The sequence below is a fragment of the Cellulomonas endometrii genome, from assembly GCF_949769265.1.
GTDB classification, from domain to species: Bacteria; Actinomycetota; Actinomycetes; order Actinomycetales; family Cellulomonadaceae; genus Cellulomonas; species Cellulomonas endometrii.
In genome coordinates this window covers 137110-159414 of the sequence record NZ_CATKPC010000006.1, presented here as the reverse complement: position 1 = coordinate 159414, position 22305 = coordinate 137110, and the positions used below count along the sequence as shown (strand labels likewise).

Sequence of the window (22305 nt, the reverse complement as noted above, 5' to 3'; positions counted from 1 at the left end):
GGAGGACCGCATGACCACCCCACCCCTGTTCCTCGGCGTCGACGTCGACGGCGCCGGCAGCCACCCCGCGGCCGCCGCCGTCACCGGCCTGAGCGGCGCCGACCTCGTCTCCGGCGCCCGCCTGGCCGGGACGGTGCGCCGCGCCGAGAACGCCGGCTTCACCTTCGCGACCTTCGCCGACGCGGTGCTGCCCGCCGCGCCCGGGGCCACCACCTCGGCGCGGCTGGACGCGGTCACCCGCGCGGCGTTCGTGTCCCGGACCACCACGGCCCTCGGCCTGGTGCCGGAGGTGCCGACGACCTACCCCGAGCCGTTCCACGTCGCCGCGCAGCTCGCGTCGCTCGACATCGCCGCGTCCGGCCGGGGCGGCTGGCTGGCGGCCGTCACCCCGGGCGACGCGGCACCCGCGGCGTACGGCCGGGCGGCGGTGCCGGACCTGGACCGCGAGGCGCGGGACGTCGTCCAGGTGGTCCGCGACCTGTGGGACTCGTGGGAGGACGACGCGGTGATCCGGGACGTCGCCACCGGCCGGTACGTCGACCGCGGCCGCGTGCACCGCGTCGACTTCCGCGGTGCGAGCTTCTCCGTCGTGGGCCCGCTCATCACGCCGCGGCCGCCGCAGGGCCAGCTGGTGGTGCTCGCGCGGGCGGGCGACGTCGCCGCCGGCCGGCCGGGCGAGGACCTGGTGGACGTGGCCCTCGTCGGGGGCGCGGGCGGTGCGGGCGTGGGCGGTGCGGGCGTGGCGGGCGCGGACGTGGCCGGCGCGCTCGCCGCCGCCCGGGAGGCCCGCGGAGCGACCCCGGGCGCACCGCTCGCCGCGGTCGAGATCGAGGTCGTCCTCGACACCGCCGACCGCACCGGGCGCGAGCGGCTCGCCGAGCTGGACGGCACCCGACCGCCGGCGCCCGGCCGGGCCCTGCGGCACGTCGGCGACGCGGCGGGGCTGGTCCGGCTGCTCACCGAGCTCGCGGCGTCCGAGGAGGTCGCCGGCGTGCGGCTGCTCCCCGCGGTCCTCGACGTCGACCTGCCCGTGCTGGCCCGCGAGGTGCTGCCCGCCCTGCGCGCCGCCCGGCTCGCCGCCGCCCCGCGCGCCGGCGCGACCCTGCGCGACCACCTGGGCCTGCCCCGTCCCGCCCACCGCCTCGCCGGGTCCGCCCGGCAGTCCGCCTGAGGAGTCCCGCCATGTCCGAGCACCCCCTGACGCGCCCCGCGGCGCAGGTCCACTTCGGCGTCTTCTTCCAGGGCGTCAACCACACGACCATCTGGTCCGACCCCGAGTCCGGCTCGCAGACGGACTTCGCGTCCTTCGAGCGCGTGGCCCGCACCGCGGAGCGCGGCCTGTTCGACGCCTTCTTCCTCGGCGAGGGCCTGCGGCTGCGCGAGAGCCGCGGCGCCCTGCACGACCTGGACGTGGTGGGTCGCCCGGACGCCATCACGCAGCTCGCGGCGCTGGCGGCGGTCACCGAGCGGATCGGCCTGGTCGCCACCCAGAACACCACCTACAACGACCCCGTCGACCTCGCCCGGCGCCTCGCCGGCCTGGACGTGCTGTCCGGCGGGCGCGCCGCGTGGAACGTCGTGACCACGGACAACGCCTGGACCGGGGAGAACTTCCGCCGGGGCGGCTACCTCGACCACGCCCGCCGGTACGACCGCGCCGAGCAGGTGCTGGCCACCGCCCGCCGGATCTGGGACGCCTGGCCCGCCGCCGACGCCGGCGACGTGGCCCACGTGTCCGTGCACGGCGAGCTGCTGGACGCGGAGGTCGACCCCACCACCCCCCGCAGCCCGCAGGGCCACCCGGTGATCTTCCAGGCCGGCGACTCCCCGCAGGGCCGCGACTTCGCCGCCCGGTCGGCGGACGTGATCTTCAGCCGGCACGGGAGCGTGCTCGCCGACGCGCTGGCGTTCGCCGAGGACATCCGTGCCCGCACGGTCGCCGCCGGCCGGCCCGAGGACGACGTGAAGATCTTCCCGGGCACCGCCGTCGTGGTCGGGGACACCGCCGCCGAGGCCGAGGAGAAGGACCGCTGGGTCCGGTGGAACCAGGTCAGCCCCGCCACGGCGCTGCACGTCGTCGGCACGATCTGGGGCGAGGACCTCAGCGGCTACGACCCGGACGGCCCGCTCCCGGCGCACGACCCGGTCGTCGCCGAGCTCGGCGCGGAGGGCGGGACGTCGACGACCGGCGCCCGCACCCACGAGGTCGCCGCGCGGTGGCGGTCGCTCGCCGAGGCGGAGGGCCTCTCGATCCGGCAGCTCGTCGTGCGCGTCACGGGCGAGCGGGGGTTCGTCGGCACGCCGTCGGCCGTCGCGGACCGCCTGGTCCAGTTCGTCCGGACGGGCGCGGTCGACGGGTTCAACATCAGCCCCTGGATCATCCCGTCCGGGCTGGACGACATCGTCGACCGGGTCGTGCCGGAGCTGCAGGAGCGCGGGGCCTACCGCACCGCGTACGCCGGCACGACGCTCCGCGAGCACCTGGGCCTGCGGGGGCCGCTGACCCGCCGCGGCCCGTCGGGGGCGCACCCCGCGGCGGACGCGCGCACCCCGGAGCTCGTGGCGCGCTGACGCACGGCCCGCGCCCGCCCGGCGGCCCGGATCTCACCCGCCGGTCCCGGGAACAATCGAGGCGTCCCGGACGTCATGCTGCCGTGGACACCTCGACCCCCGGAGGCCGCGTGCCCGACGACGGCCTGGCCGCCGAGATCGCCGCCGGCGAGCGCACCGACACCGGCGCGCACCTCGCCCTGGCCCGGCTGCGCGCGCGCCTGGACAGCACGCCGTGGCTCCGGCTGACGTACAAGGTCGTGGTGACGGTCGTCGGCGGGTCGGTGGTCGCCGTCGGGATCGCCCTGCTCGTCCTGCCTGGGCCGGGCTGGCTGCTGATCTTCCTGGGTCTCGGCATCCTCGGCACCGAGTTCCCGGCGGTCCGCCGCCTGACGGACCGCTTCAAGGCCTTCGTGATGCGGGTGTGGCAGTCGTGGCGGGACCGCCGGGCGCGGCGCCGCGGCGAGAGCGCCGGATAGGTCAGCTCCCCGCCGCCTCGTTCCCGCACGCGTCGGAGGCGCCGGCGACGGGGTTCTGCGCCTCGAGCCGGTTCTCGGGGTCGAGCGCGCCGAGGACGGCGAGCGCGATCGCGTCGAGCTGGTCGACCTGCTCCGCGGTGAGGCGGTCGACGACCAGCCGCCGGACCTCCGCGACGTGCGTGGGGGCGGTCGCGACCACCTTCCGCCAGCCGTCCTCGGTGAGCGTCGCCAGCGTGGAGCGCCGGTCGTCGTCGGAGCGGGTGCGCGTGAGGTAGCCGCGCGCCTCCAGCCGGGCCGCGACGTGGGACAGCCGCGGCAGCGTGGCGTTGGTGCTGGCCGCGAGCCCGCTCATCCGCAGGGTGCGCTGCGGGGCCTCGGACAGCTTGGCGAGCACCAGGTAGTCGTAGTGGGACAGGTCGGCATCGCGCTGGAGCTGGTGGTCGAGCGCGGTCGGCAGCAGCTCGGCGACGGCCTCCAGCCGCATCCAGGCCTGCAGCTCGCGGGCGCTGAGCCAGCGCGGGTCGTCGGTCATGGCGCCATCCTACCGAAAGGTTGACGCTTCAACAGACCGGGCGTAGTTTCAGTTGAAGCGACAACCTCTGCCGCGGACCCCGACCCCAGGAGCAGACATGACCAGCGTGACCGTCATCGGAGCAGGAAACATCGGCGCGGCCGTCGCGCGGCTCGCGCTCACGGCGGGCGCCGACGTCCAGGTGCTGACCCGGGACCCCGCGAAGGCGGCGGCCGTCGACCCCCGCGTCACCCCCGGCACGGTCGGCGACGCCGTCACCGGCGACGTCGTGGTGCTGGCGCTCCCCTACCCCGCGCTCGCCGAGGTCGCCGACCGCTACGCCGACGGGTTCGCCGGCCGGGTGGTCGTCGACGTCAGCAACCCCGTCGACTTCGCCACCTTCGACGCGCTGGTGGTCCCCGCCGGCTCGTCCGCGACCGCCGAGCTCGCCGAGCGGCTCCCGCAGGCCCGCGTGCTCAAGGCCTTCAACACGACGTTCGCCGCGACGCTCGCCACCGGCACGATCGCCGGCCGGCCGACCACCGTGCTCGTCGCCGGCGACGACGCGGACGCGAAGGCCGCGCTGGCAGGTGTCGTCGAGGGCGCCGGGCTGCGCGCCGTCGACGCGGGCTCCCTGCGACGGGCGCACGAGCTCGAGGCGCTGGGGTTCCTCCAGATGACGCTCGCCGCGGGCGGGAAGACGTCGTGGACCTCGGGATTCGTGCTCGAGCGCTGAGCGGCGAAAAACCGGTGACGGCGCGGTGCGCGCGGTGGAACCGTAGGGGTCACCGCGGTGAGTCCCGGGGGCCCGGCCAGGCCCCGTCCAGCAGCACGACGGAGACCACCACCATGCACCCCACCCTCACCTTCGACGTCCTCCAGCGGGACCTGCGCGAGCGCCGCGAGACGGTCGCGCTCGTCCGTCGTCGCACCGAGCGCGGCACCCGGTCCAGACCGTCCGCCGAGACGCGCGGCCGGCCTCCGGAACGGGCCCGCCCGCACCGGTTGCGGGCGTTCCACGGCCTCGGCACCGCCGTCGCGACGCTCCGCTGACCGCGCAGCACCACCTCCATCCGGTGAGCCCGTCGGACCCCCGTCCGGCGGGCTCACCCGTACCCTGGGCGGGTGAGCACCATCAGCAACGGCAACGGCAGCGCCGACCGCATCGTCTGGATCGACTGCGAGATGACGGGGCTGTCCTCGACGGACGACGCCCTGGTCGAGGTCGCGGCCGTCGTCACCGACTCCGAGCTCAACGTGCTCGGCGAGGGCGTCGACGTCGTCATCGCCCCGCCCGCGGAGGCCCTGGAGCAGATGGGCGACTTCGTCCGGACGATGCACACCACCTCGGGCCTGCTCGACGCCCTGGCCGGGGGCACGACCCTCGCCGAGGCGCAGGCCACCGTGCTCGAGTACGTGCGCCGGTGGGTGCCGGAGCCGGGCAAGGCGCCGCTCGCCGGCAACTCCGTGGGCACCGACAAGGTGTTCCTCGACCGCGACATGCCCGAGCTGATCGGCCACCTGCACTACCGGGTGATCGACGTGTCCTCCATCAAGGAGCTCGCCCGCCGCTGGTACCCGCGGGTGTACTTCGCGTCGCCGCAGAAGCACGGCGGCCACCGGGCGCTCGCCGACATCCTGGAGAGCATCGACGAGCTGCGCTACTACCGCGCGGCCCTGCTCGTCCCCCAGCCGGGCCCGGACTCCAAGGCCGCCAAGGCCGTCGCCGCGCAGATCGAGGCGACGTCGGTGGCCGCCGCGCACCGGGCCTCGACGCCCGCGTCCTGAGGACCCCCGCGGACCCGGTACACTTTTCGTCGGCCCCGGTTCTCCGCGGGTCGTGGTGGCTATAGCTCAGGTGGTAGAGCGCCTGGTTGTGGTCCAGGAGGTCGCGGGTTCAAGTCCCGTTAGCCACCCCAGCAGAACGGGCGCCGTACCCCTCGGGTACGGCGCCCGTCCTCGTTCCCGGCGGGATCAGAGGCGGCGGGTGATCGCGTCCGCGAACCGGTCCACGGCCTCCGGTGCCTGCTCGAAGAAGAACGACGGCTCGATGAGCTCCAGCTCCAGCACGACGGGGTTGCCCTGGTCGTCCGGGATGAGGTCGACCCGGGTGTACGCGAGCGGCTGCTCGACACCGGGGATGAGGTCGGGCAGGGCGTCGACGACCCGCTGACCGAGCGCGAGCTCGGCCTCGGACGCCTCGCGGGAGGTCATGACCTCGCGCTTGTAGAGGACGCCGTCCGTGGCGCCCTCGCGGTACGGGCCCTCCAGCAGCGGGGCCTTGCGCACGGTGTGGCTGAGCTTCCCGTCGAAGTAGACCAGCGCGGTCTCCCCCACGGTGTCGACCTGCTTCAGGTACCGCTGCACCATGACGTGCCGGCCGTCGTTCAGCAGGTTCTTCACGTGGGTGATGGCGAGCGCGCGCGACGGCGTCTGACCCGCGTCGTACCGGCCGGTGTCGCGGGAGCCCGCGCTGATGGTCGGCTTGATGACGAAGTCGCCGAACGCCGGGAAGCGCGTGTGGATGGCGCGTGCGTTGAAGTTGCGCGCGGGGTCCATCCAGATCGTCGGGACGATCGGCAGGCCGGCGGCCTCCATCGCGCGCTGGTACGTCTTGTCGATGTTCCAGGTGAGGACCTGCGCGGGGTTGACGAGGCGCGAGGACTGGCTGACGCGCTGCGCCCACCACCGGAAGTCGCGCGGGTGGTCGGTGTAGTCCCACGTGGACCGGACCACGACGGCGTCGTAGGACGACCAGTCGACGTCCCCGGAGTTCCACACGGGGGACTCGACCTCGAGGCCGCGCGCCCGGAGCGCCTCGACGAGCGGGGCGTCGTCCGGGTCGAGGTCGGGCAGGGCGGCGCAGGTGGCGAGTGCGAGGCGAGTGGTCACCCTCGGCAGACTACCCACGCGCCCCGGCGCTCGGCTCGGGCGCGTGCGCGGCGTGGTCGCCGGTGCGCTCGTCGGTGCGCTCATCGGTGTCGTGCGCGTCCTGCGCCGCGTCGACCAGCCGGTGCAGCGCCGCGAGCAGCCCCGGCGCGTCGAGCTCCCCCACCACGGCCGCGCCCTCGTGCACGGCGACGCGCCCCGACGGCTCCGCGGCGAGGGCGCTGAACGCCGCGTCGAGCGGGTCGCCGACGCGGAGCCCGGACCGCTGCGCGACGCCGTCGTGGCGGTCCTCGCGGCTCGCGGGCCGCAGGTCGGCGCGCTGCACGGTGCCGAGCGCCAGCAGCCGGACGGCCGCGCCGGTGCCCACGAAGTCGGCGACCGCGGGGCTCGCCGGGGCGGCCAGCAGGCGGACCGGGTCGCACACCTGCTCCAGGTGCCCGCCCCGGCTGAGCACCGCCACGCGGTCGCCCAGCCGCACGGCCTCGTCGACGTCGTGCGTGACGAGCATCACGGTCGTCCCGAGCTCCTGCTGGATCCGGCGGAACTCGCCCTGGAGCCGGCGCCGGCCCACGGGGTCGACCGCGCCGAACGGCTCGTCCATCAGCAGCACCGGCGGGTCGGTCGCGAGCGCGCGGGCGACGCCGACCCGCTGGCGCTCACCGCCGGACAGCTCGTGCGGGTACCGCCGCGCGTACCGGGACGGCTCGAGCCCCACCAGCTCCAGCAGCTCGCCCACCCGCGCGCGGGTGCGGCCGCGGTCCCAGCCGAGCAGCCGGGGCACGGTGGCGACGTTCTGCTCGACGGTCCGGTGCGGGAACAGGCCGACGTTCTGGATGACGTAGCCGATGCGGCGACGCAGCGCGACGGCGTCGACCTCGGTGACGTCCTCCCCGTCCAGGAAGATCCGGCCCGACGTCGGCTCGACCAGGCGGTTCGCCATCCGCAGCGTCGTCGACTTCCCGCAGCCGGAGGGCCCGACCAGGGCGAGCAGCTCGTGCTCGTGCACGTCGAGCGAGAGGTCGCCGACGGCCACCGTGCCGTCCGCGTACGCCTTGCGCACGTGCTGGAACCCGATCGCGACCGCCATGCCGACGACCCTAGCCGCGCCCCCCGACACCCGCGCCGCCCAGAAACCGCAGTGCTCGTGTCGGAGGTGCCGGGTAGCGTCCCTCCGGTGACGCGAGCCCAGCTGTCCGAGGCCGCCGCCGGCAGCCTCGCCGCGGCCGCAGACGGTGGCGCCCCGAACCCGTGGCTCTCGTGGGACTACGTCCAGCGCAACTGGGCGGACATCTCGCGCGCCCTGGAGCAGCACGCGAGCCTCACCCTGCAGGCCGTGCTCATCGCGTGCGCGATCGCGCTGCCGCTCGGGATGCTCGCGCACCTGCAGCCACGGCTGGCCGCGCCCGTGGTCGGGGCCTCCGGGGTGCTGTACACCGTGCCCTCGCTCGCGCTCTTCACCGTCCTGGTCCCGTGGACGGGCATCGGCCGCACGCCCGTGCTGGTGGGGCTGGTGGCCTACGCGCTGCTCGTGCTGGTCCGGAACGTGCTGGTCGGCCTGGCCGGGGTGGACGAGAGCGTCCGCGACGCTGCGCGCGGGCTCGGCTACGGGCGGATCCGGCTGCTGCTGACCGTCGAGCTGCCCAACGCCCTGCCCGCCATCGTCGCCGGCGTGCGGCTCGCGACGGTCACCACCGTCGCGCTGGTGACCGTCGGCGTCGTGGTCGGGTACGGCGGGCTCGGCAACCTCATGTTCCGCGGGTTCCGCAACAACCAGTACCACGCGGAGATCCTCACGGCGACGCTCCTCTGCCTCGCCCTGGCCCTCGTGCTGGACCTGCTGCTCTGGCTCGCCGGGCGCGCGGTGACGCCGTGGGCCCGGCGCGGACGGGAGGCCTGAGCGTGGACGTGCTGCAGGAGGCCCTGGCGTGGCTGAACGACCCGCTGAACTGGACCGGCCGCGACGGCGTGATCGCGCTGACCGTCGAGCACCTGCGCATCAGCGCGCTGGCCGTGCTGCTGGCCGCTGCCGTCGCGCTGCCGGTCGGCGTCTGGCTCGGCCACCGCGGGCGCGGCGGTGCGGTCACGGTCGTCGTCGCGAACACCTCCCGCGCCCTGCCGACGTTCGCGCTGCTGACGATCTTCGCGTCCACCGGCCTGTTCGGCGCCACGGCCACCATCCTCGCGGTCGCGGTGTTCGCCCTGCCGCCGATCCTCGGGAACACCGTGACCGGGCTGACGGAGGTCGACGCCGACGTGCGCGACGCCGCCCGCGGGGTGGGCATGTCCGGCGCGCGCTCGCTCGCCGTCGTGGAGCTCCCGCTCGCCCTGCCGCTGATCGGCGCAGGGCTGCGCACCGCCACCACCCAGGTGCTCGCCACCGTGCCGCTCGCGGCGCTGGTCGGCGGCCGGAGCCTGGGCTCGATCATCGTCGAGGGCATGGCCCTGCAGCGGTACGGCCAGGTCGTGGCCGGCGCCGTGCTCGTCGCCGGGCTGTGCCTGCTCGTCGAGGGCGTGCTCGCGCTCGTGCAGCGCGCGCTCACGCCCGCACCCATGCGGGCCTCCCCCGGCCGGCGGCGGCGCCGTGCCGCCCGCTCCCCGTCCCCGGAGCCCGTCGCGAGCACCTCGTGACGGCTCCCGACCGTCGGCAGGCGACCGCGCCGGGCCGACCATCCCGGACCGCCGCGCCGTCGGCGTCATCCGATCCGCGCCCCGCACCGAACACCGTGCGCACACCCCCGAGAACAGAGGACCCGCACATGAACGCACGTCGATCCACCCCTCGCCGACCCGCCCGGTCCGCTCTGCCCGCCGCCACGGCGGGCCTGCTGCTCCTGCTCGCGGCCTGCGGCGACCCCGGTTCGGGCGGCGGCTCCGCCGACCCGACCGCGGGCGGCGACGCGTCGGGCACCGTCTGCGAGCCGGTGGCGGGCGACCAGCTCGTGGTGCTCGAGGACGACGAGGGCCTGCAGAACGCCGACAACGTGATCCCCGCCGTGAACGCCGCAGCGGCGCAGGCCGACCCCGGGCTCGTCCCGCTGCTCGACTCGGTCTCCGCCGCCCTCGACACGGACACGCTGATCCAGCTGAACAAGGCCGTCGACATCGACCGCCAGACGTCCTCGGAGGTCGCCGCGCAGTTCGTCGAGGACGAGGGCCTCGCGGCCGCCGACGCCTCGGTGGGCAGCGGGAAGAGCGTCGTCATCGGCGCCGCCAACTTCTCGGAGAGCGCCACGCTGTCCGAGATCTACGCCGCCGTCCTCCGCTCGGCGGGCTACACCGCCGAGGTGCAGACCATCGGCAACCGGGAGACCTACCTCCCGGCGCTCCAGAGCGGCCAGATCACCCTGACGCCCGAGTACGCCGCGACGCTCGCGGAGTTCCTCAACACCTCCGCCAACGGCGCGGACGCCGAGCCCGTCGCGAGCGGCGACCCCGACGCGACGGTGGCCGCGCTGACCACGCTCGGCGAGGCCGCCGGCCTCACGTTCGGGGCGGTGTCGGCGGCCCAGGACCAGAACGCGTTCGCGGTCACGACCGCGTTCGCCGAGGAGCACGACGTCACGACCCTGTCCGACCTCGCCACCGCCTGCGACGGCGGCGTGGTGCTGGCCGGCCCCGCGGAGTGCCCCGAGCGGCCGTTCTGCCAGATCGGCCTCGAGGAGACCTACGGCCTGACCGTCACGGAGTTCCGCTCGTACGACTTCGGCCTGATCGGCGACGCCGTCCGGCAGGGCGAGGCCTCGATCGGCCTGGTGCTGTCGAGCGACGGCTCGCTCGCGAGCTGACGCCACCGCAGCACCCCGCAGCACGCACGCACGAGGGGCAGGCCCGTCCGCGGGCCTGCCCCTCGTGTCGTCGCGGCCGCCGAGGCTCAGAGCCCCGCGGTCTCCAGCAGCCGCAGCCACACCTCGCTGACCGTCGGGTACGCCGGCACCGCGTGCCACAGCCGGTCGAGCGGGACCTCGCCGACGATCGCGATCGTCGCCGCCTGCAGCAGCTCCGCGGCGTCCGGGCCGGTGAAGGTGGCGCCGACGATCACGCCGCGCGCCTGGTCGACCACGATCTGCGCGGTGCCGGAGTAGCCGTCGGCCGCGACGGACGCCCCCGCGACCGACCCGATCGCGTACTGCACCGCCCGCACGTCCAGCCCCGCGTCCCGCGCCTGCTGCTCGGTGCGCCCGACCCACGACACCTCGGGCCGCGTGAACACGACCTGCGGCACCGCCACGTCGTCCGCGGACGCGCGGTAGCGGCTCCACGGCGCCGCGTCCCGCTCGGCCGCGGCGTGACCGGCGCCGTCGTCGTCCGGCGAGAACCGCGCCGCGACGACGTCCCCCGCCACGCGGGCGTCGTACTTGCCCTGGTGCGTCGTCGCGGTGCGCCCGGTGACGTCGCCGGTCGCGAACAGCCAGCCGTCCGGTACCTCGGTCACCTGCAGCGACGCGTCGACCTCCAGCGGCCCGCCGGGCTCGAGCCCGATCGCCTCCAGGCCCAGGTCGACGGTGCGCGGCCGGCGGCCCGTGGCGACGAGCACCTCGTCCGCGTGCACCTCGCCGGCGCCCTGCGGTCCCTCGACCGTGAGGTGCACGCCGTCCTCGTCGCGCGCCACCCGGGTCGCGGACGTGCCGAACCGCAGGTCCACCCCGAGCTCCTGCAGCCCCGCGGCGACCTCGTCCGCCGCGAACGGCTCCGCGCCGGCCAGCACCCGGTCGCCGCGCACCAGCAGCGTCACCCCGCGCCGAGGTCCCGGTACGCCACGGCCATCTCGACGCCCACGACGCCGCCGCCCAGGATCGCGAGCCGCCCGGGCACCTCCATGACCGCCGTCGCCTCGCGCGACGTCCACGGCTGCGCCTCCGCCAGGCCGGGGACCCCCGGGATCACCGGCTCGCTGCCCGTGGCCACGACCACGGCGTGCCGCGCGATCACGCGGACGTCCCCGTCGTCGGTCTCCAGGGCCAGCTCACGGGGACCGGTGAACCGTGCGGTCCCCCGCAGCAGCGCGATGCCGGCGGAGTCGAGCCACTCCACCTGCCCGTGGTCGTCCCAGTGCGACGTGAACTCGTCCCGGCGCGCGAGCACCGCCGCGGGGTCCAGGGTCCCGCCGACGAGCTCCGCGGCACCCGGCACGGCCCGCGCGGCGGCGAGCACGGACCCGGGCCGCAGCAGGGCCTTCGACGGCATGCACGCCCAGTACGAGCACTCGCCACCGACCAGCTCGTGCTCGACCACGGCGACGGACAGCCCGAGCCGCCCGGCACGGTCGGCGACGTTCTCGCCCACGGCGCCCGCCCCGATCACCACGACGTCGTACGTGACGGTCTGCGACGCGCCGTCCCCGGTGTCCTGCTGGGTCCGCTCGGTCATGTGCCTGCTCCGTTCCTCGGGTGCGCCGCGTGGGGCGGCGCGACCCATCGTCGCCCCTCAGGACGTGGTCCGACAGGTGCGGGTGCGAGCGACCGCCCTCACTCCAGTGGTCCTTGAGGGATCGGCGCCCGGCGGGCTATCAGGTGAATCCGGGCCTCCGAACCCCCACGAGGCGGGTGAAACCGCCCTTTTCGCCTGTCGCGGGGCGGCCCCTGGTGGGACGTTTGACCCATGACCGAGGACGAGTGGCGCATCGACGTGACGGACGCGGACATCCGCGCCGCCAAGCGCGCGTGGATCGCCACTCGGGACAGCGACGCGTCCGACGCCGAGGTCGACCGCCGCTACGACGACCTGCGCCTGCTGGTCCACGCGCAGGCCCAGCAGATCGCCGACGACGTGCGCGCCCACGCCGCCGCGCCCCGTCCGGGCACCGACCCGAGCTGACGCGTCGGCACGAGGTCGTCACGTCGGCACGAGGTCGTCACCGCGGCACGAGGTCGTCACTCCTGACGGACCACCTCGTCCGTGGATGACGACCTCGGCGGCCCGTGACACCCGGCGCGCCCCGCGTCCCGCACGCCCCGCGACGACGAAGGCCCCCGCTCGACGTCTCCGCCGATCGGGGGCCTTCTGCTGTGCGCCATCAGGGACTCGAACCCCGAACCCGCTGATTAAGAGTCAGCTGCTCTGCCAATTGAGCTAATGGCGCGCGGTTGAGAACGTTAGCACCCTCCCGCGGTGGGACGCGAACCAGATCCGGCTCTACGCCCCAACAGTGGCGCAGGTCACGCCGGGTGCGGGTCCTCGACGGCGTCCGGGTCGACCGGCAGGTCGTCCTCCGGGCCCCGCGCACCGGCGCCCGTGCCGGCAGAACCGGTCGGCGCGCCCTCGCCCGGGGACTCGTCGTCCTCCCACCAGGCGTCGTCCGGCAGCCCCTCGGCCGCCAGGATCGCCTCGGAGCGCGGCTCCGCCACCGCCAGGTCCGCCAGCAGCGTCAGCGGCACGTGCTCCGCCAGCAGGTCCATCACGACCTCGGTCGCGCCCTCCTGCGTGCCACGCGCCTCGCCCTGCTCGGCCGTCTTCATCTCGTCATCCACCACGGCCACTCCCCCGGGTCGTTCCTGCGACCATGGGAACACCCGCACGAGACGCTGCGCAACAGAGCACGCCGAGGGCGAACGCCGGCGCGGGAAAGCGCCTTCGCCGCGGGGGTGGGGGTCAGGCGGCGCCGCGGCGTCAGAGGTAGAGGCCGGTGCCCTGGCCGCCCTCGTGCGGCGTGCCGACGGCGTGCACGTCCTTCTCGCGGAGCAGCAGGTACGTCCGGGCGGCGAGCTCGACCTCCGCGCGCTCCTCCGGGTCGAACAGCACGCGGTCGCCGACGGTCACCTGGCGCACGTGCTGCCCGACGGCGACCACCACGCCCCATGCGAGGCGCTTCCCGACGACCGCCGTCGCGGGGATGACGATGCCGGCGTTCGACCGGCGCTCGGCGGCGTCCTCGTCCAGCTGCACGAGCAGCCGGTCGTTCAGCATCCGGATCGGGAGCTCCGGGCGGGCGGCAGGGGTCTCGGGGCGCGGTGCGGTCACAGGGCCGACGGTACCGTCGTACGCTGACCGCGCCGGGCCCGCGCGCCCGCGAACCGCCCCCGCACCTCAGCAGACGCAGGAGACGCCATGCCCCGCCTCGCCGCCGGCGACACCGCCCCGGACTTCACGCTGCCCACGGCCGACGGCGGCTCCGTGACGCTGTCCGACCTGCGCGGCGAGCACGTCGTCGTGTACTTCTACCCGGCCGCCGGCACCCCGGGCTGCACGAAGCAGGCGTGCGACTTCCGCGACTCCCTCGCGTCGCTGCAGGGCCGGGGCTACCGCGTCGTGGGCGTCTCCCCCGACCCGGTCGCCAAGCTGGCCGCGTTCGCCGAGGCCGAGGCGCTCACGTTCCCGCTGGCGTCCGACACCGACAAGGCCGTGCTGGAGGCATGGGGCGCGTGGGGCGAGAAGTCCCTGTACGGCAAGACGGTCACCGGCGTGATCCGGTCGACCGTGGTCGTCGACCCCGAGGGCACCGTCGAGCTCGCGCAGTACAACGTCAAGGCCACCGGTCACGTCGCGAAGCTGCGCCGGGACCTCGGCATCGACTGAGCACCGCGCGCCCGCCGCTCCTGGCAGAGTGACGGGCACGAGCGGGAGTGGTGAAACGGCAGCCACGCCAGGTTTAGGTCCTGGTGCCCGAGAGGGCGTGCGGGTTCGAGTCCCGCCTCCCGCACCGCCCGTGCGGCGTCACTCGACGACCGCGCCCCCACCGACCGCCGTGAACGTCCGCGGACGCACGGTGATGATCACGCGCACCTCCGCGTCGGTGATGTCGTAGACGTTGCCGTAGCGCTCCTGCTGCTGACCGAACGCGCAGCGGCGAAACCGCTCTGCGGGTTCGCTCCGGATGCGAGAGCGCGCCCGCGCCAGGTGCGAAACACGCCACATGGTCATCAGGAGCCTCAGGGGTCACCTCCCTCGGAAGGCCGTACGTACTCCTTCCGGGTGATCTGCATACGCCGCGCGCTGCGCGCCACCAGAACGGCTCACAACCCGTCGACCGACCTCGGGGGGGCCGGCCGTGCGTACCTCTCCGAGTATGGACGGGGCGGTTAGCCTGGCAGACGTAGCGGCGCGCGCCGCCTGGCGCGACCTCTGACCCTCTCCGAGATCAACCTGTCTCTTCCGGCTCCGAGCTTCGTCTACCTGGCACTGAACCCGCACGGGCCCAAGGGAGACACGCAGGCGCGCCTGCACGACGAGCTCGCCGCCGAGCGCTGAGGACGAGGAGAGCAGACGAGTGAAGCCCGGCGAGGAGTGGATCTACCGGGCTCGAGACGCCGCGCCGTCGGAGCGCGTCCTCGTGAGGACCGACAACCGTGAGCGCCGTCCGCCGCGTATCGAGATCGAGTTCCTCGACGGAGAGAAGGCCGGGAAGCTCTCGAGCGTCTCACCCAAACGGCTCCCGAGGCCCTGGGTGGAGGTCGCCGAATACGACCAGCGGATGTCCGACTGGCAGCGGATCGGAGAGTACGAACTCGACAGGGTCGGGACTTCGCCGTCTGCGTGGTCTTCGAGCTGCTGGTCCCCGAGGACGCCGCCACGGTCGACCAGGGCTACGCGCGCAACTGCGTCGGCATCCACGACGTCGCACTCCTGGAGAAGACCACGGGTCGTCCTCTGGACTACTTCACGGCCTCGGTCCCGAGCTTCCACCACGACAACACCTGGTGGTTGTCCGCGGAAGCGGCACTCCTCGTCGCCGAAACCGCGTGCCGCACGAGTCCTGCAGCGGTGCTGGAGTGGGTCACCGAGGACGAACGCCAGGCACGGGACGCGAGCAAGAACGGCAAGCAGCGCACCGACCTCCAGGGGAACCGTTACACCAGCGACCCCGGATGGGAGTACCGGTACTACTGCGAGCACGACCGCCCGGTCCACGAGCTCGTGCGCCAGTGGTGCGGGCACCGCGCTGTCTCGTTCCACGAGCGGCTGACCGCGGCCGAAGCGGAGATTCAGCGGCTCGACGAGCTGCTCGCCGGAGCAGCACGGACGCTCCGCACGCACGGCCTCGGCGCACAAGCCGACCGGCTTGGCGATGAGCACGAGCGCGAGCGGGTCACACCCTTCACGATCCGCGTGACCGTCGAACGACCGATGGACCCCAACGAGATCCCCGTCCGCACCGTGTACCGCCGCGCATGGTGGCGCTGACGGTGTGACCCCGCGCCCGAACGTGCGCCCGCATCCGGCGCGAGTCGTGCACGGTGCGAGCTACTGCCACCCTCCGGCCCAGTACGGACCGTCGTCCCACACCTGGATCCGAGGTGGTTCACCCGCAGACCCCGGTGCACCGCGCGCGAGCAGCCGCGTCCGGCGACGCAGCGCGTCGAGCAGGTCGAGGTCGCGCTCACCGTAGGTCCTTGCCCACGTCTCGGCGAGGTGCTCGTCGCGCAGCGAACGCACCTCGACGATCGCTCCGCACCGGATCAGCCGGTCGAGTACGTCCGCGCGTCGGGCCGCGACCGTGTACCCGTCGACGATCAGCGCCCACACGTCGAGTGCTAGCGACTGCCAAGGCAGGTCGCTGTCCTCGGGCAGCGGCGGATGCCGGTCCTGGTAGGCGACCGGACGCATCTCGCTCGCGAATCGCGTCAGCGGCTCAGAACGCTGGGGCCAGCCGCGCCGGCGCATCCCGGGCGCGCCCAGGACCGAGGTCGGATGCGACCCGAGGGCGAGGATCGCCGCGGGCGCCGCGATCGCGGGCAACAGCCCCCGTGGTCGAGCACGCTGCAGCCACTGCTCCGCGCGGCGACCCATCAGCATCGACGGGTCGAAGGCGAGCGTCACGGCACGGTCGGGGCGATCGACACCGCGGCGCTACCGGGGCGGGCGGCCGCGGCCGTGTGCAGGTGATGCATCAGCTGCTGGCGCTTGCTCGTGGGCAGGTTCGTCGGCTTCTGGGCGGCGTGCTGCCGGAGGAACATGTCGAGGCCCGCCGACCGGACGAACTTGGTCGGCTCGGCAGCGACCCGGGCCGCGACCTTCGCCGTCGCCTCGGCGAGCTTGCTCGTGTTGTCTCCGTCGTTGAGGGTCACGCTGTCGGACACGAAGTGCTCGACCCAGATGTCGCCGTCGGAGACATAGGTCAGGTGGATCGCGACCGCCGATGCCGGTCCTCCTCGCTCGCTGAAGTCCGGTGCGAGCGGACCGCAGTCGCTGTACCCCGGGCGGCGCTCCGCGAGGTAGGCGCGGTTCGCGTCCGTGAACCACTCGTCCCCGGCGTAGTCGGCGTTGCGCGCCTGCACGTTCAGCCGGTGCCCGACGAGCACGCCCTGCGCCGTGGGCAGCGCGTCGAGGTAGGCGGTGTGGTTGACGCCCTCGTGGACGAACACAATGGAGTCCAGCGCGCTCACCGCTGCCGCTAGCGCTCGAGGCGAGATCAGCGCCGAACGCAGCGAGACGGCGGTCCGTCCGCCACCGTGGGAGGCGAGGAAACCGGCGAGCGCCGGGACGTCCTGCGGGTTCGAGATCTGGTGCACCGGGTACACCGGGCCGTGCGGTGCGAGGTACGGGGCGATCGCCGCGGACCACCTCGGCGCCGGGTCCGGGAAGCGGTGCACCGACGGGTTCACGACCAGGTAGCAGGCGGCGTCGTGCGTGGCGAGTTCCTGCAGGCAGCGCGCCAGGTCCTTCGGTTCGACGCTCGCCGGCTCGAGGACGGGGACGATGTCCCAGCCGGTCAGCTCACCGGCGAGCGCTCGGAGAGCCAGCAGCTCCTGCTGCCGCGCGAACAGGTAAGGGAAGTACACCGATTGCCCCCTTGGTAGGTATCCCGACGGGACACTCATACCAGCAGCGTGGAGGCTTTTTCCTGCAGTCGGCGGGTGATCCTACCGCCAGCCGCCCGGCTCACCGGGACGTCATACGCCCGAGCACGCAGGGAAGCTGGGACCTTGGTCGCGAGTTCTGCGGCTCGCTGCCCCCGGAGCCGCAGGTGCCGGGTCGTGTGGTGGTGCGCGACGTCGACCGGGAGCGACGAGAAGATTTCGAAGGTCCGCGACCACAGCCTCGCCGGGGGGACATCGACGGTGTAGCCGGACGTGTCCGCCAGCACGTCGAGGACCTCGCGCTGATGAAGCAGCCGGAACATCGCGCCGGGACGCAGGCCGTCCAGGCCCCCTCGTGCTGGTCGCCGCTCGCTCAGACGCCCCCGGGCGCCGACCGCGATCACGCCGAACTCGGTGGGCACCTCGATCAGGGCACGGGCGGAGCGGCTCTCGGACACCACGACGTACGTCCGCTCGAAGCACGCACGGTAGTCGCCCAGCTGGGCAGGGAGGCGCGTGAAGTCGTCGAAGTCGGTCTTGATCTCATACGCGGTCGTCGTCCCGTTGACCACGACGACGTCGGCGATCGACGCCCCGGCACCGAGCTCGACCAGAGCTGCCGCAGTTCTGGGCGAGTGGCGTCCGAAGACGATCCTGCTCACGATCAGGTTCTTGTAGTAGTACTCGGTCCGGTACTCGCGAGCACTCGCGGCGTACGCGGCGTCGAAGACCTCAGCGACGGTCGCCTTGGGCACCGCAGCGGCGAACACCGACAGGGCGTGGGCCTGCGCGGCGGACAGCCGGGGCTGTGCGGCGGCGAGCGACCGGAACGTGGACCGGCTCAGGACCTGAGTGACATCGACGCTCGTCGGGCTCGCACTCTCCGGCGCGCCACCGGCGTCCGTGGCGACAGCCCCCCGACCCACGATCATCACGTGCCTTTCGCCTCGAGGTTGGGGCCGCTCGGTGGCAACCCGTCGGTACGACCCGTCAGCCTAAACACGCGTGGGTGCCGGGGCGAGCGTGCTGGCCAGGCGGTCAGGGCTCTGGGGCCCGCTCCTTGAGCCGACGACATCTTGCGTGCACGAACGGGCCGTGCGCGAAAGCAGAACGAGCTCTATTACCACCTCGTTCGGCTCGGCGACCGCGTCGACCTGCGACACGCTCAGCGGAGTCTTGGCGCGCTCGTCGCTCACGTCGCCCGCGATCGCACCCGGATCGTGCTGACCGTGGGTGGGCAGAACGCCGCCACGCTCTCGCCCTCCCCCATGACAGGGCGCCCGTCGAAGCGTTCATGAAGCGGGTCCGCGCCATTACCGGCGCGGATGCGCCCGAAGGAAGCCGCGCCCGGCGGCGGTAGGCGTCGCCTGCGCCGCGCCCCCGCGGCGCAGCAGCAGGCTGAGCGGGCACGCCGGCGACGCGCAGGAGACGAAGTCTGGCATCCGACGGCGACCGGCCGTGCCTCCTACTACTTGGCTCGGCCAGCGCGCCTGATCGGTTCCTCGGCGCCGGCAGATGCTCAGGGGGGCGGGGACCACAGGTTCGGATGCCGGCTCAGCCCGCCGAGCGGCCGACGCGCGGGGTGGACAGCTGGATGCGGTCAGGACGTCGGTCTTTGCCCTGCCATCCGGCGACCAGTCGCTGACCGGACGCCTCGGCGGACGAGACCCGCAGCACGACGCGACCGGGGTCGCTGGGTCGCTCGACCCGGATGACCTTGCGTTCGTTGGATCCGCTCATGCCACCTCTCCCGCCTGCTTCTCGCCGTCTACCCGAGATTCTTCATCAGCCGTCTGACAAGAACCCGGACGGCTGTCCACGCGAGCGTGATCCCGGTGACCAGCGTGGCCACCGCTCCCGCCCACCACATCGGATACCGGGCCCAGTCGTGAAGAACCCCGACGATACTGCCTGCGCACGCCAGCAGCAGCAGGGCGCACCCGACGACTACGAAGCGAAGCGGCCGCAGCATCCAGGCGACCATCTCGTGCTCGCCTCCGCCGACAGCGAGGGCGAAGACGACCGCCGGCACCGCGAGCAGCAACGCGGCTGCCCCATCACTTGCGCTCAGGAGCGCGTCCTGGGGTCCGGGGAGCAGAAGTCCCAGGAGCAACATCGCGCTGGTGATCAGACAGACGACGGCGGCGGTCTGGCGAAGCCCTTCCAGGGGCACCCGGAACTCCACCACCGCACCGTCGTCTGGGTTCCGGTCGTAGGCCGCGACTGCGTGCGCGACCCCGGTCGGCGTGGTGTCGACCGTGTTGCGGTCTGCGTGCGCGTAACCCGCGGGCATGTTGAGGCGTTCACACCGCAGGCCGTCAGGGATGACCACCTCAAAGTGATGGGAAGCCGAGCCTTCCGGATGACTGAGATCGAACTTGATCTTCATCGCTTCCAGGCCAGCAGCCAGACGGAACCGCTTGATGGGTCCGGTGGTGAAGCCGAACCTGTCCTTCAGGACCTGCAGCACATGCGCCAGGCCCGAGCGATGGTCGCGTGAGGTCGGACGTTCGAAGTGCTCCACCGAGTGGTGGCCGTACTTGATGACCTGACGGCGACCGGCCTGCTGCTCCGGGAGCAGCGCGATCATGACGTAAGAGTCGGTCAAGCTCAGGATCAGGTTGGCCGCATAGGTGGTCATCTCTTCAGGGTTGAGGCATCGCACGCCGCGATAAGTGCCGTCGACGACGAGATCGACCGCTACGTCGCCGGCCTCGTGCGGGTCCGCGTCGACGACGGCGTGAAGCGCTTCGCGGAGGACGCCGGTGTCGCACCCGACAACCGCCGCATCGCCCACCTCGAAGATCAGGGTCTCGATCATCAGTCCGCTGTACTCAGATCGTCCGATCACCGGCATGGCGTTGCCCGCGCCATCACGCATGTCGAAGCTCCGCAACGCGCCCTTCTGCATCACCGTGATCGGAACAAGCACGAGCGAGTCGTTCGGACCGGTCGGTTCCACGTCGTCCAGTTGGTAGCGCAGACCGGGCAACGCATGAGGGACGCAGTCGATCGAGACACGCGTCACCGAGTAGGAGCCCTCTTGAAAGAGCCGACTCTCGACCTTGCGGAACTGCCAGCGCTTCTGCGAGAACAAGACGGCCGCGAGCGACGCCGCGGTGTCGCCAGCAACGTCGACGCCGGTCGGTGGCCGCCTGTTAGGAAATGACTCGGGTGCAGGCGTCGGGGCGCTCAGCCGGTGGATGAAGCTGCGCAGGCCCAAGATCGGCTCCCTCCGCCATCGTCGCTCGCGTGCCTACCAGAAGCGTCGCAGGTGACGCGGGCGCGCGGGCACGCTTGAGGTCACGATGCTGCTCGAGGAGCTGACGAACCACGGAGTCGAATTGCCCAGCCGCGACGCGGCCCGCGACGGCGGGCCGCGGCGATGACCGGGACCACCGGGACCACCGGGACCACCGGGACCACCGGGACCACCGGGACCACCGGGACCACCGGGACCACCGGGACCACCGGGACCACCGGGACCACCGGGACCACCGGGACCACCGGGACCACCGGGACCACCGGGACCACCGGGACCACCGGGACGACCGGGACGACGATCTGCCCGAGCCCACCCCGTTGTGAACTGCGCCGCGCGGACCCGCTCGCCGCGGCTCGGGCCAGCTCGGTACGGGAGTACCCCATGGCCCTGACCGGCGGCGGGCAGATCCAAGACCGCACCTGCGCGCGAGCATGAGCGACGCCGTGTCCTGGGCGGCCGACGAGTTCCAGGACGGTACCGGATTCGTCGACTCGAGGGCGGCTGTCGCTCACGACCCTGGGAGTGCACCTGCTGACCGGGCGGTCAGGACGCGGCAATGGCGACGGCAGAGGCCGCGGTCTAGAACGCCCCCAGGAAGAGGCTCGCGCCGGGAATCGACGGCAGGACCGCTGGCACCAGCGTGACGACGCAACAGCACACGCACTCCTCTTCGGGCGGGGCGATGGCGGTTGACGACCGAGGCAGACACCCGAGCTCCTTGTGTCGCCCAACCCATTGTCTTGGCGTCGTCTAGGAGCTGGTCCAGCAGCGCCTTCACCTCTTCGACGCTTCCGGCGGCCAGACGATCGATGTCTGTGATGCTGCTCGACTCTCCTGCCCATCGAAGCCGCTAGAACATCGTGCGTAGGCTGCCGCTATGGAGAGGGCGGTGAGCCTGGCGGACGTCGCAGCTGCCGCCGGCGTGTCTCCGAGCACCGCTTCCAGAGCGATCAACGGCAGTCCCACACGGAAGGTTCGCCGAGAACTTCAGGACCGCGTCCTCGCTGCAGCCGCGGAACTCGGCTATGTCACCGACGGCGCGGCCCAGGCGATGGCCGCCGGCCGCGCCGCGCTGATCGGCCTCATCGTCAGTGACCTGTCCGCGGCCGACGAACTCTACGGCGGCATGGTGAAGGAGGCCGACAGTCATCGGCTCGGCGTCGTTGTCGCCTCGACACAGCGCGAGCACTCGCGACTCCCGCCCCTGATCCGGTTGATGCAACGCCAACGAGCTCGCGCGGTCGTCCTCGACTACCGAGAACGCGCACCGGCAGATGTCGAGACCGCGGTGCTCTGCGCGCTGCAGGACTTCGCCGACGCAGGAGGCGGCGTCGCGACGCTCGGCCACCGACTCGGGCCCTACGGCGTCGTGACCGACGGGCAGCATGAGGCCATCACCTCGCTCGTCCACGTGCTCCACTTCTCGGGGTTCCGCCACCCGGTGGTCGTGGGTGCAGACGCCGCTGCGGGCTCGAGAGCGGCGGACGTCCGATCTGCGTTCGCCACGTACGGCGTGGTGATCGGCGAGGACGACGTCTTGCTGTTGGAGGGCACCGATCCGGGCGCGGTCGCACGACGGCTCGCGGGCGACGAATCGGACCCAGCGGAGGTCGATCTCGTGCTCGCCGTCGATGACAGAGCCACGCAAGCTGCTCTCGATGCCGTCGGAGACGGTCGAGACGTGGGCATTGCTGCGTTCAGCGACGGTGATGGGCTCACCGGCGTGACGACAGCCCGCGTCGTCCGCGCGAGCTCCGCCACGGTCGCGACACGTCTGGCCCTTGGCGGCGGACACGGTGGTCTCGTCGGGGCGCCGCTGACCGAGGTCGTTAAGGGGGCGACGACTCCACCGCGTACAGACACGCCGACCTAGCCTCG

The 22305-nt window shown here is 73.3% G+C and carries 25 protein-coding genes, 3 tRNA genes and 1 pseudogene; 16 read left to right on the top strand and 13 right to left on the bottom strand.

Features of this window, described 5'->3' with window-relative positions:
* Positions 1–10: 10 nt before the first annotated feature.
* The 3 genes from QNH85_RS09065 (at position 11) to QNH85_RS09055 (ending at position 3029) form a co-directional block, all read left to right on the top strand.
* Positions 11–1171 carry an LLM class oxidoreductase gene (locus tag QNH85_RS09065; RefSeq protein ID WP_282945887.1) on the top strand — a complete coding sequence of 387 codons (1161 nt, stop codon included), beginning with the start codon at positions 11–13 and terminating at the stop codon, positions 1169–1171.
* 11 nt (positions 1172–1182) lie between these two features.
* Entirely contained in the window at positions 1183–2571 is a 1389-nt protein-coding gene (locus QNH85_RS09060) for an NtaA/DmoA family FMN-dependent monooxygenase (protein ID WP_282945886.1), read from the top strand.
* Between the two features lie 110 nt (positions 2572–2681).
* The gene (locus tag QNH85_RS09055) at positions 2682–3029 is read left to right on the top strand and encodes a PGPGW domain-containing protein (RefSeq protein ID WP_282945885.1); all 348 of its coding nucleotides are present in this window, start codon (positions 2682–2684) and stop codon (positions 3027–3029) included.
* Between the two features lies 1 nt (position 3030).
* Here the strand turns inward: QNH85_RS09055 and QNH85_RS09050 are convergent, their stop codons facing one another.
* Positions 3031–3561: a MarR family winged helix-turn-helix transcriptional regulator gene (locus tag QNH85_RS09050; RefSeq protein ID WP_282945884.1), complete on the bottom strand. Its 531-nt coding sequence runs from the start codon at positions 3559–3561 to the stop codon at positions 3031–3033.
* 97 nt (positions 3562–3658) lie between these two features.
* Here QNH85_RS09050 and QNH85_RS09045 point away from each other — a divergent pair, with 97 nt between their 5' ends.
* From QNH85_RS09045 to QNH85_RS09030, 4 genes are all read left to right on the top strand, one after another.
* Positions 3659–4276 carry an NADPH-dependent F420 reductase gene (locus QNH85_RS09045; protein ID WP_282945882.1) on the top strand — a complete coding sequence of 206 codons (618 nt, stop codon included), beginning with the start codon at positions 3659–3661 and terminating at the stop codon, positions 4274–4276.
* A 113-nt stretch (positions 4277–4389) separates the two neighbouring features.
* On the top strand, positions 4390–4593 hold the full coding sequence (locus QNH85_RS09040) for a hypothetical protein (protein WP_282945880.1): 204 nt from the start codon (positions 4390–4392) through the stop codon (positions 4591–4593).
* Between the two features lie 132 nt (positions 4594–4725).
* Positions 4726–5328 carry an oligoribonuclease gene (gene orn / locus QNH85_RS09035; RefSeq protein WP_428830385.1) on the top strand — a complete coding sequence of 201 codons (603 nt, stop codon included), beginning with the start codon at positions 4726–4728 and terminating at the stop codon, positions 5326–5328.
* 55 nt (positions 5329–5383) lie between these two features.
* Positions 5384–5459: transfer RNA gene (locus tag QNH85_RS09030), tRNA-His, on the top strand.
* 55 nt (positions 5460–5514) lie between these two features.
* Here QNH85_RS09030 and QNH85_RS09025 read toward each other — a convergent pair.
* The gene (locus QNH85_RS09025; protein WP_346016305.1) at positions 5515–6432 is read right to left on the bottom strand and encodes an ATP-grasp domain-containing protein; all 918 of its coding nucleotides are present in this window, start codon (positions 6430–6432) and stop codon (positions 5515–5517) included.
* A 10-nt stretch (positions 6433–6442) separates the two neighbouring features.
* Positions 6443–7516, bottom strand: coding sequence for an ABC transporter ATP-binding protein (locus QNH85_RS09020; RefSeq protein WP_282945878.1), 1074 nt, complete (start codon positions 7514–7516; stop codon positions 6443–6445).
* 102 nt (positions 7517–7618) lie between these two features.
* Between QNH85_RS09020 and QNH85_RS09015 the strand changes: the two genes are divergently transcribed.
* The 3 genes from QNH85_RS09015 (at position 7619) to QNH85_RS09005 (ending at position 10214) form a co-directional block, all read left to right on the top strand.
* Positions 7619–8326: an ABC transporter permease gene (locus QNH85_RS09015; protein WP_282945991.1), complete on the top strand. Its 708-nt coding sequence runs from the start codon at positions 7619–7621 to the stop codon at positions 8324–8326.
* A 2-nt stretch (positions 8327–8328) separates the two neighbouring features.
* Positions 8329–9057, top strand: coding sequence for an ABC transporter permease (locus QNH85_RS09010; protein WP_213282772.1), 729 nt, complete (start codon positions 8329–8331; stop codon positions 9055–9057).
* Between the two features lie 128 nt (positions 9058–9185).
* A complete protein-coding gene (locus QNH85_RS09005; RefSeq protein WP_282945875.1) occupies positions 9186–10214 on the top strand; it encodes a glycine betaine ABC transporter substrate-binding protein in 1029 nt (342 codons plus the stop codon).
* 86 nt (positions 10215–10300) lie between these two features.
* Here QNH85_RS09005 and QNH85_RS09000 read toward each other — a convergent pair.
* Positions 10301–11796, bottom strand: a pseudogene (locus QNH85_RS09000) (dihydrolipoyl dehydrogenase family protein).
* Positions 11797–12027: 231 nt separating this feature from the next.
* Between QNH85_RS09000 and QNH85_RS08995 the strand changes: the two are divergent.
* Positions 12028–12243: a hypothetical protein gene (locus tag QNH85_RS08995; protein ID WP_282945873.1), complete on the top strand. Its 216-nt coding sequence runs from the start codon at positions 12028–12030 to the stop codon at positions 12241–12243.
* 192 nt (positions 12244–12435) lie between these two features.
* Here the strand turns inward: QNH85_RS08995 and QNH85_RS08990 are convergent.
* The 3 genes from QNH85_RS08990 to QNH85_RS08980 all read right to left on the bottom strand — a co-directional run bounded on the left by QNH85_RS08990 (position 12436) and on the right by QNH85_RS08980 (position 13332).
* A tRNA-Lys gene (locus QNH85_RS08990) sits at positions 12436–12508 on the bottom strand.
* Positions 12509–12584: 76 nt separating this feature from the next.
* Complete coding sequence (locus tag QNH85_RS08985; RefSeq protein ID WP_282945871.1) at positions 12585–12896, bottom strand: hypothetical protein; 312 nt, start codon at positions 12894–12896, stop codon at positions 12585–12587.
* 139 nt (positions 12897–13035) lie between these two features.
* Positions 13036–13332: a GroES family chaperonin gene (locus QNH85_RS08980; protein WP_282945989.1), complete on the bottom strand. Its 297-nt coding sequence runs from the start codon at positions 13330–13332 to the stop codon at positions 13036–13038.
* A 141-nt stretch (positions 13333–13473) separates the two neighbouring features.
* Between QNH85_RS08980 and bcp the strand changes: the two genes are divergently transcribed.
* Complete coding sequence (gene bcp, locus QNH85_RS08975) at positions 13474–13941, top strand: thioredoxin-dependent thiol peroxidase (RefSeq protein WP_282945870.1); 468 nt, start codon at positions 13474–13476, stop codon at positions 13939–13941.
* 41 nt (positions 13942–13982) lie between these two features.
* A tRNA-Leu gene (locus QNH85_RS08970) sits at positions 13983–14065 on the top strand.
* A 14-nt stretch (positions 14066–14079) separates the two neighbouring features.
* On the opposite strand, the gene QNH85_RS08965 is transcribed toward QNH85_RS08970, so the two are convergent.
* Positions 14080–14286 carry a hypothetical protein gene (locus QNH85_RS08965; protein ID WP_282945869.1) on the bottom strand — a complete coding sequence of 69 codons (207 nt, stop codon included), beginning with the start codon at positions 14284–14286 and terminating at the stop codon, positions 14080–14082.
* A 612-nt stretch (positions 14287–14898) separates the two neighbouring features.
* On the opposite strand from QNH85_RS08965, the gene QNH85_RS08960 reads away from it, so the two are divergent.
* Entirely contained in the window at positions 14899–15546 is a 648-nt protein-coding gene (locus QNH85_RS08960) for a hypothetical protein (RefSeq protein WP_282945867.1), read from the top strand.
* A 60-nt stretch (positions 15547–15606) separates the two neighbouring features.
* On the opposite strand, the gene QNH85_RS08955 is transcribed toward QNH85_RS08960, so the two are convergent.
* From QNH85_RS08955 to QNH85_RS08935, 5 genes are all read right to left on the bottom strand, one after another.
* Complete coding sequence (locus QNH85_RS08955) at positions 15607–16182, bottom strand: hypothetical protein (RefSeq protein ID WP_282945865.1); 576 nt, start codon at positions 16180–16182, stop codon at positions 15607–15609.
* Positions 16179–17144, bottom strand: coding sequence for a sce7725 family protein (locus QNH85_RS08950; protein WP_282945863.1), 966 nt, complete (start codon positions 17142–17144; stop codon positions 16179–16181). Before QNH85_RS08950 ends, QNH85_RS08955 begins: the two co-directional genes overlap by 4 nt.
* Before the next feature lie 35 nt (positions 17145–17179).
* Positions 17180–17932, bottom strand: coding sequence for a sce7726 family protein (locus tag QNH85_RS08945; RefSeq protein WP_282945861.1), 753 nt, complete (start codon positions 17930–17932; stop codon positions 17180–17182).
* Positions 17933–18716: 784 nt separating this feature from the next.
* A complete protein-coding gene (locus tag QNH85_RS08940; RefSeq protein ID WP_282945859.1) occupies positions 18717–18902 on the bottom strand; it encodes a hypothetical protein in 186 nt (61 codons plus the stop codon).
* A gap of 28 nt (positions 18903–18930) precedes the next feature.
* Entirely contained in the window at positions 18931–20385 is a 1455-nt protein-coding gene (locus tag QNH85_RS08935) for a hypothetical protein (protein ID WP_282945857.1), read from the bottom strand.
* Between the two features lie 162 nt (positions 20386–20547).
* On the opposite strand from QNH85_RS08935, the gene QNH85_RS08930 reads away from it, so the two are divergent.
* Together QNH85_RS08930 and QNH85_RS08925 are read left to right on the top strand one after the other, a co-directional pair.
* Positions 20548–20862: a hypothetical protein gene (locus QNH85_RS08930; protein ID WP_282945856.1), complete on the top strand. Its 315-nt coding sequence runs from the start codon at positions 20548–20550 to the stop codon at positions 20860–20862.
* Between the two features lie 454 nt (positions 20863–21316).
* Complete coding sequence (locus QNH85_RS08925) at positions 21317–22300, top strand: LacI family DNA-binding transcriptional regulator (protein ID WP_282945854.1); 984 nt, start codon at positions 21317–21319, stop codon at positions 22298–22300.
* The last annotated feature ends 5 nt before the right edge of the window (positions 22301–22305 follow it).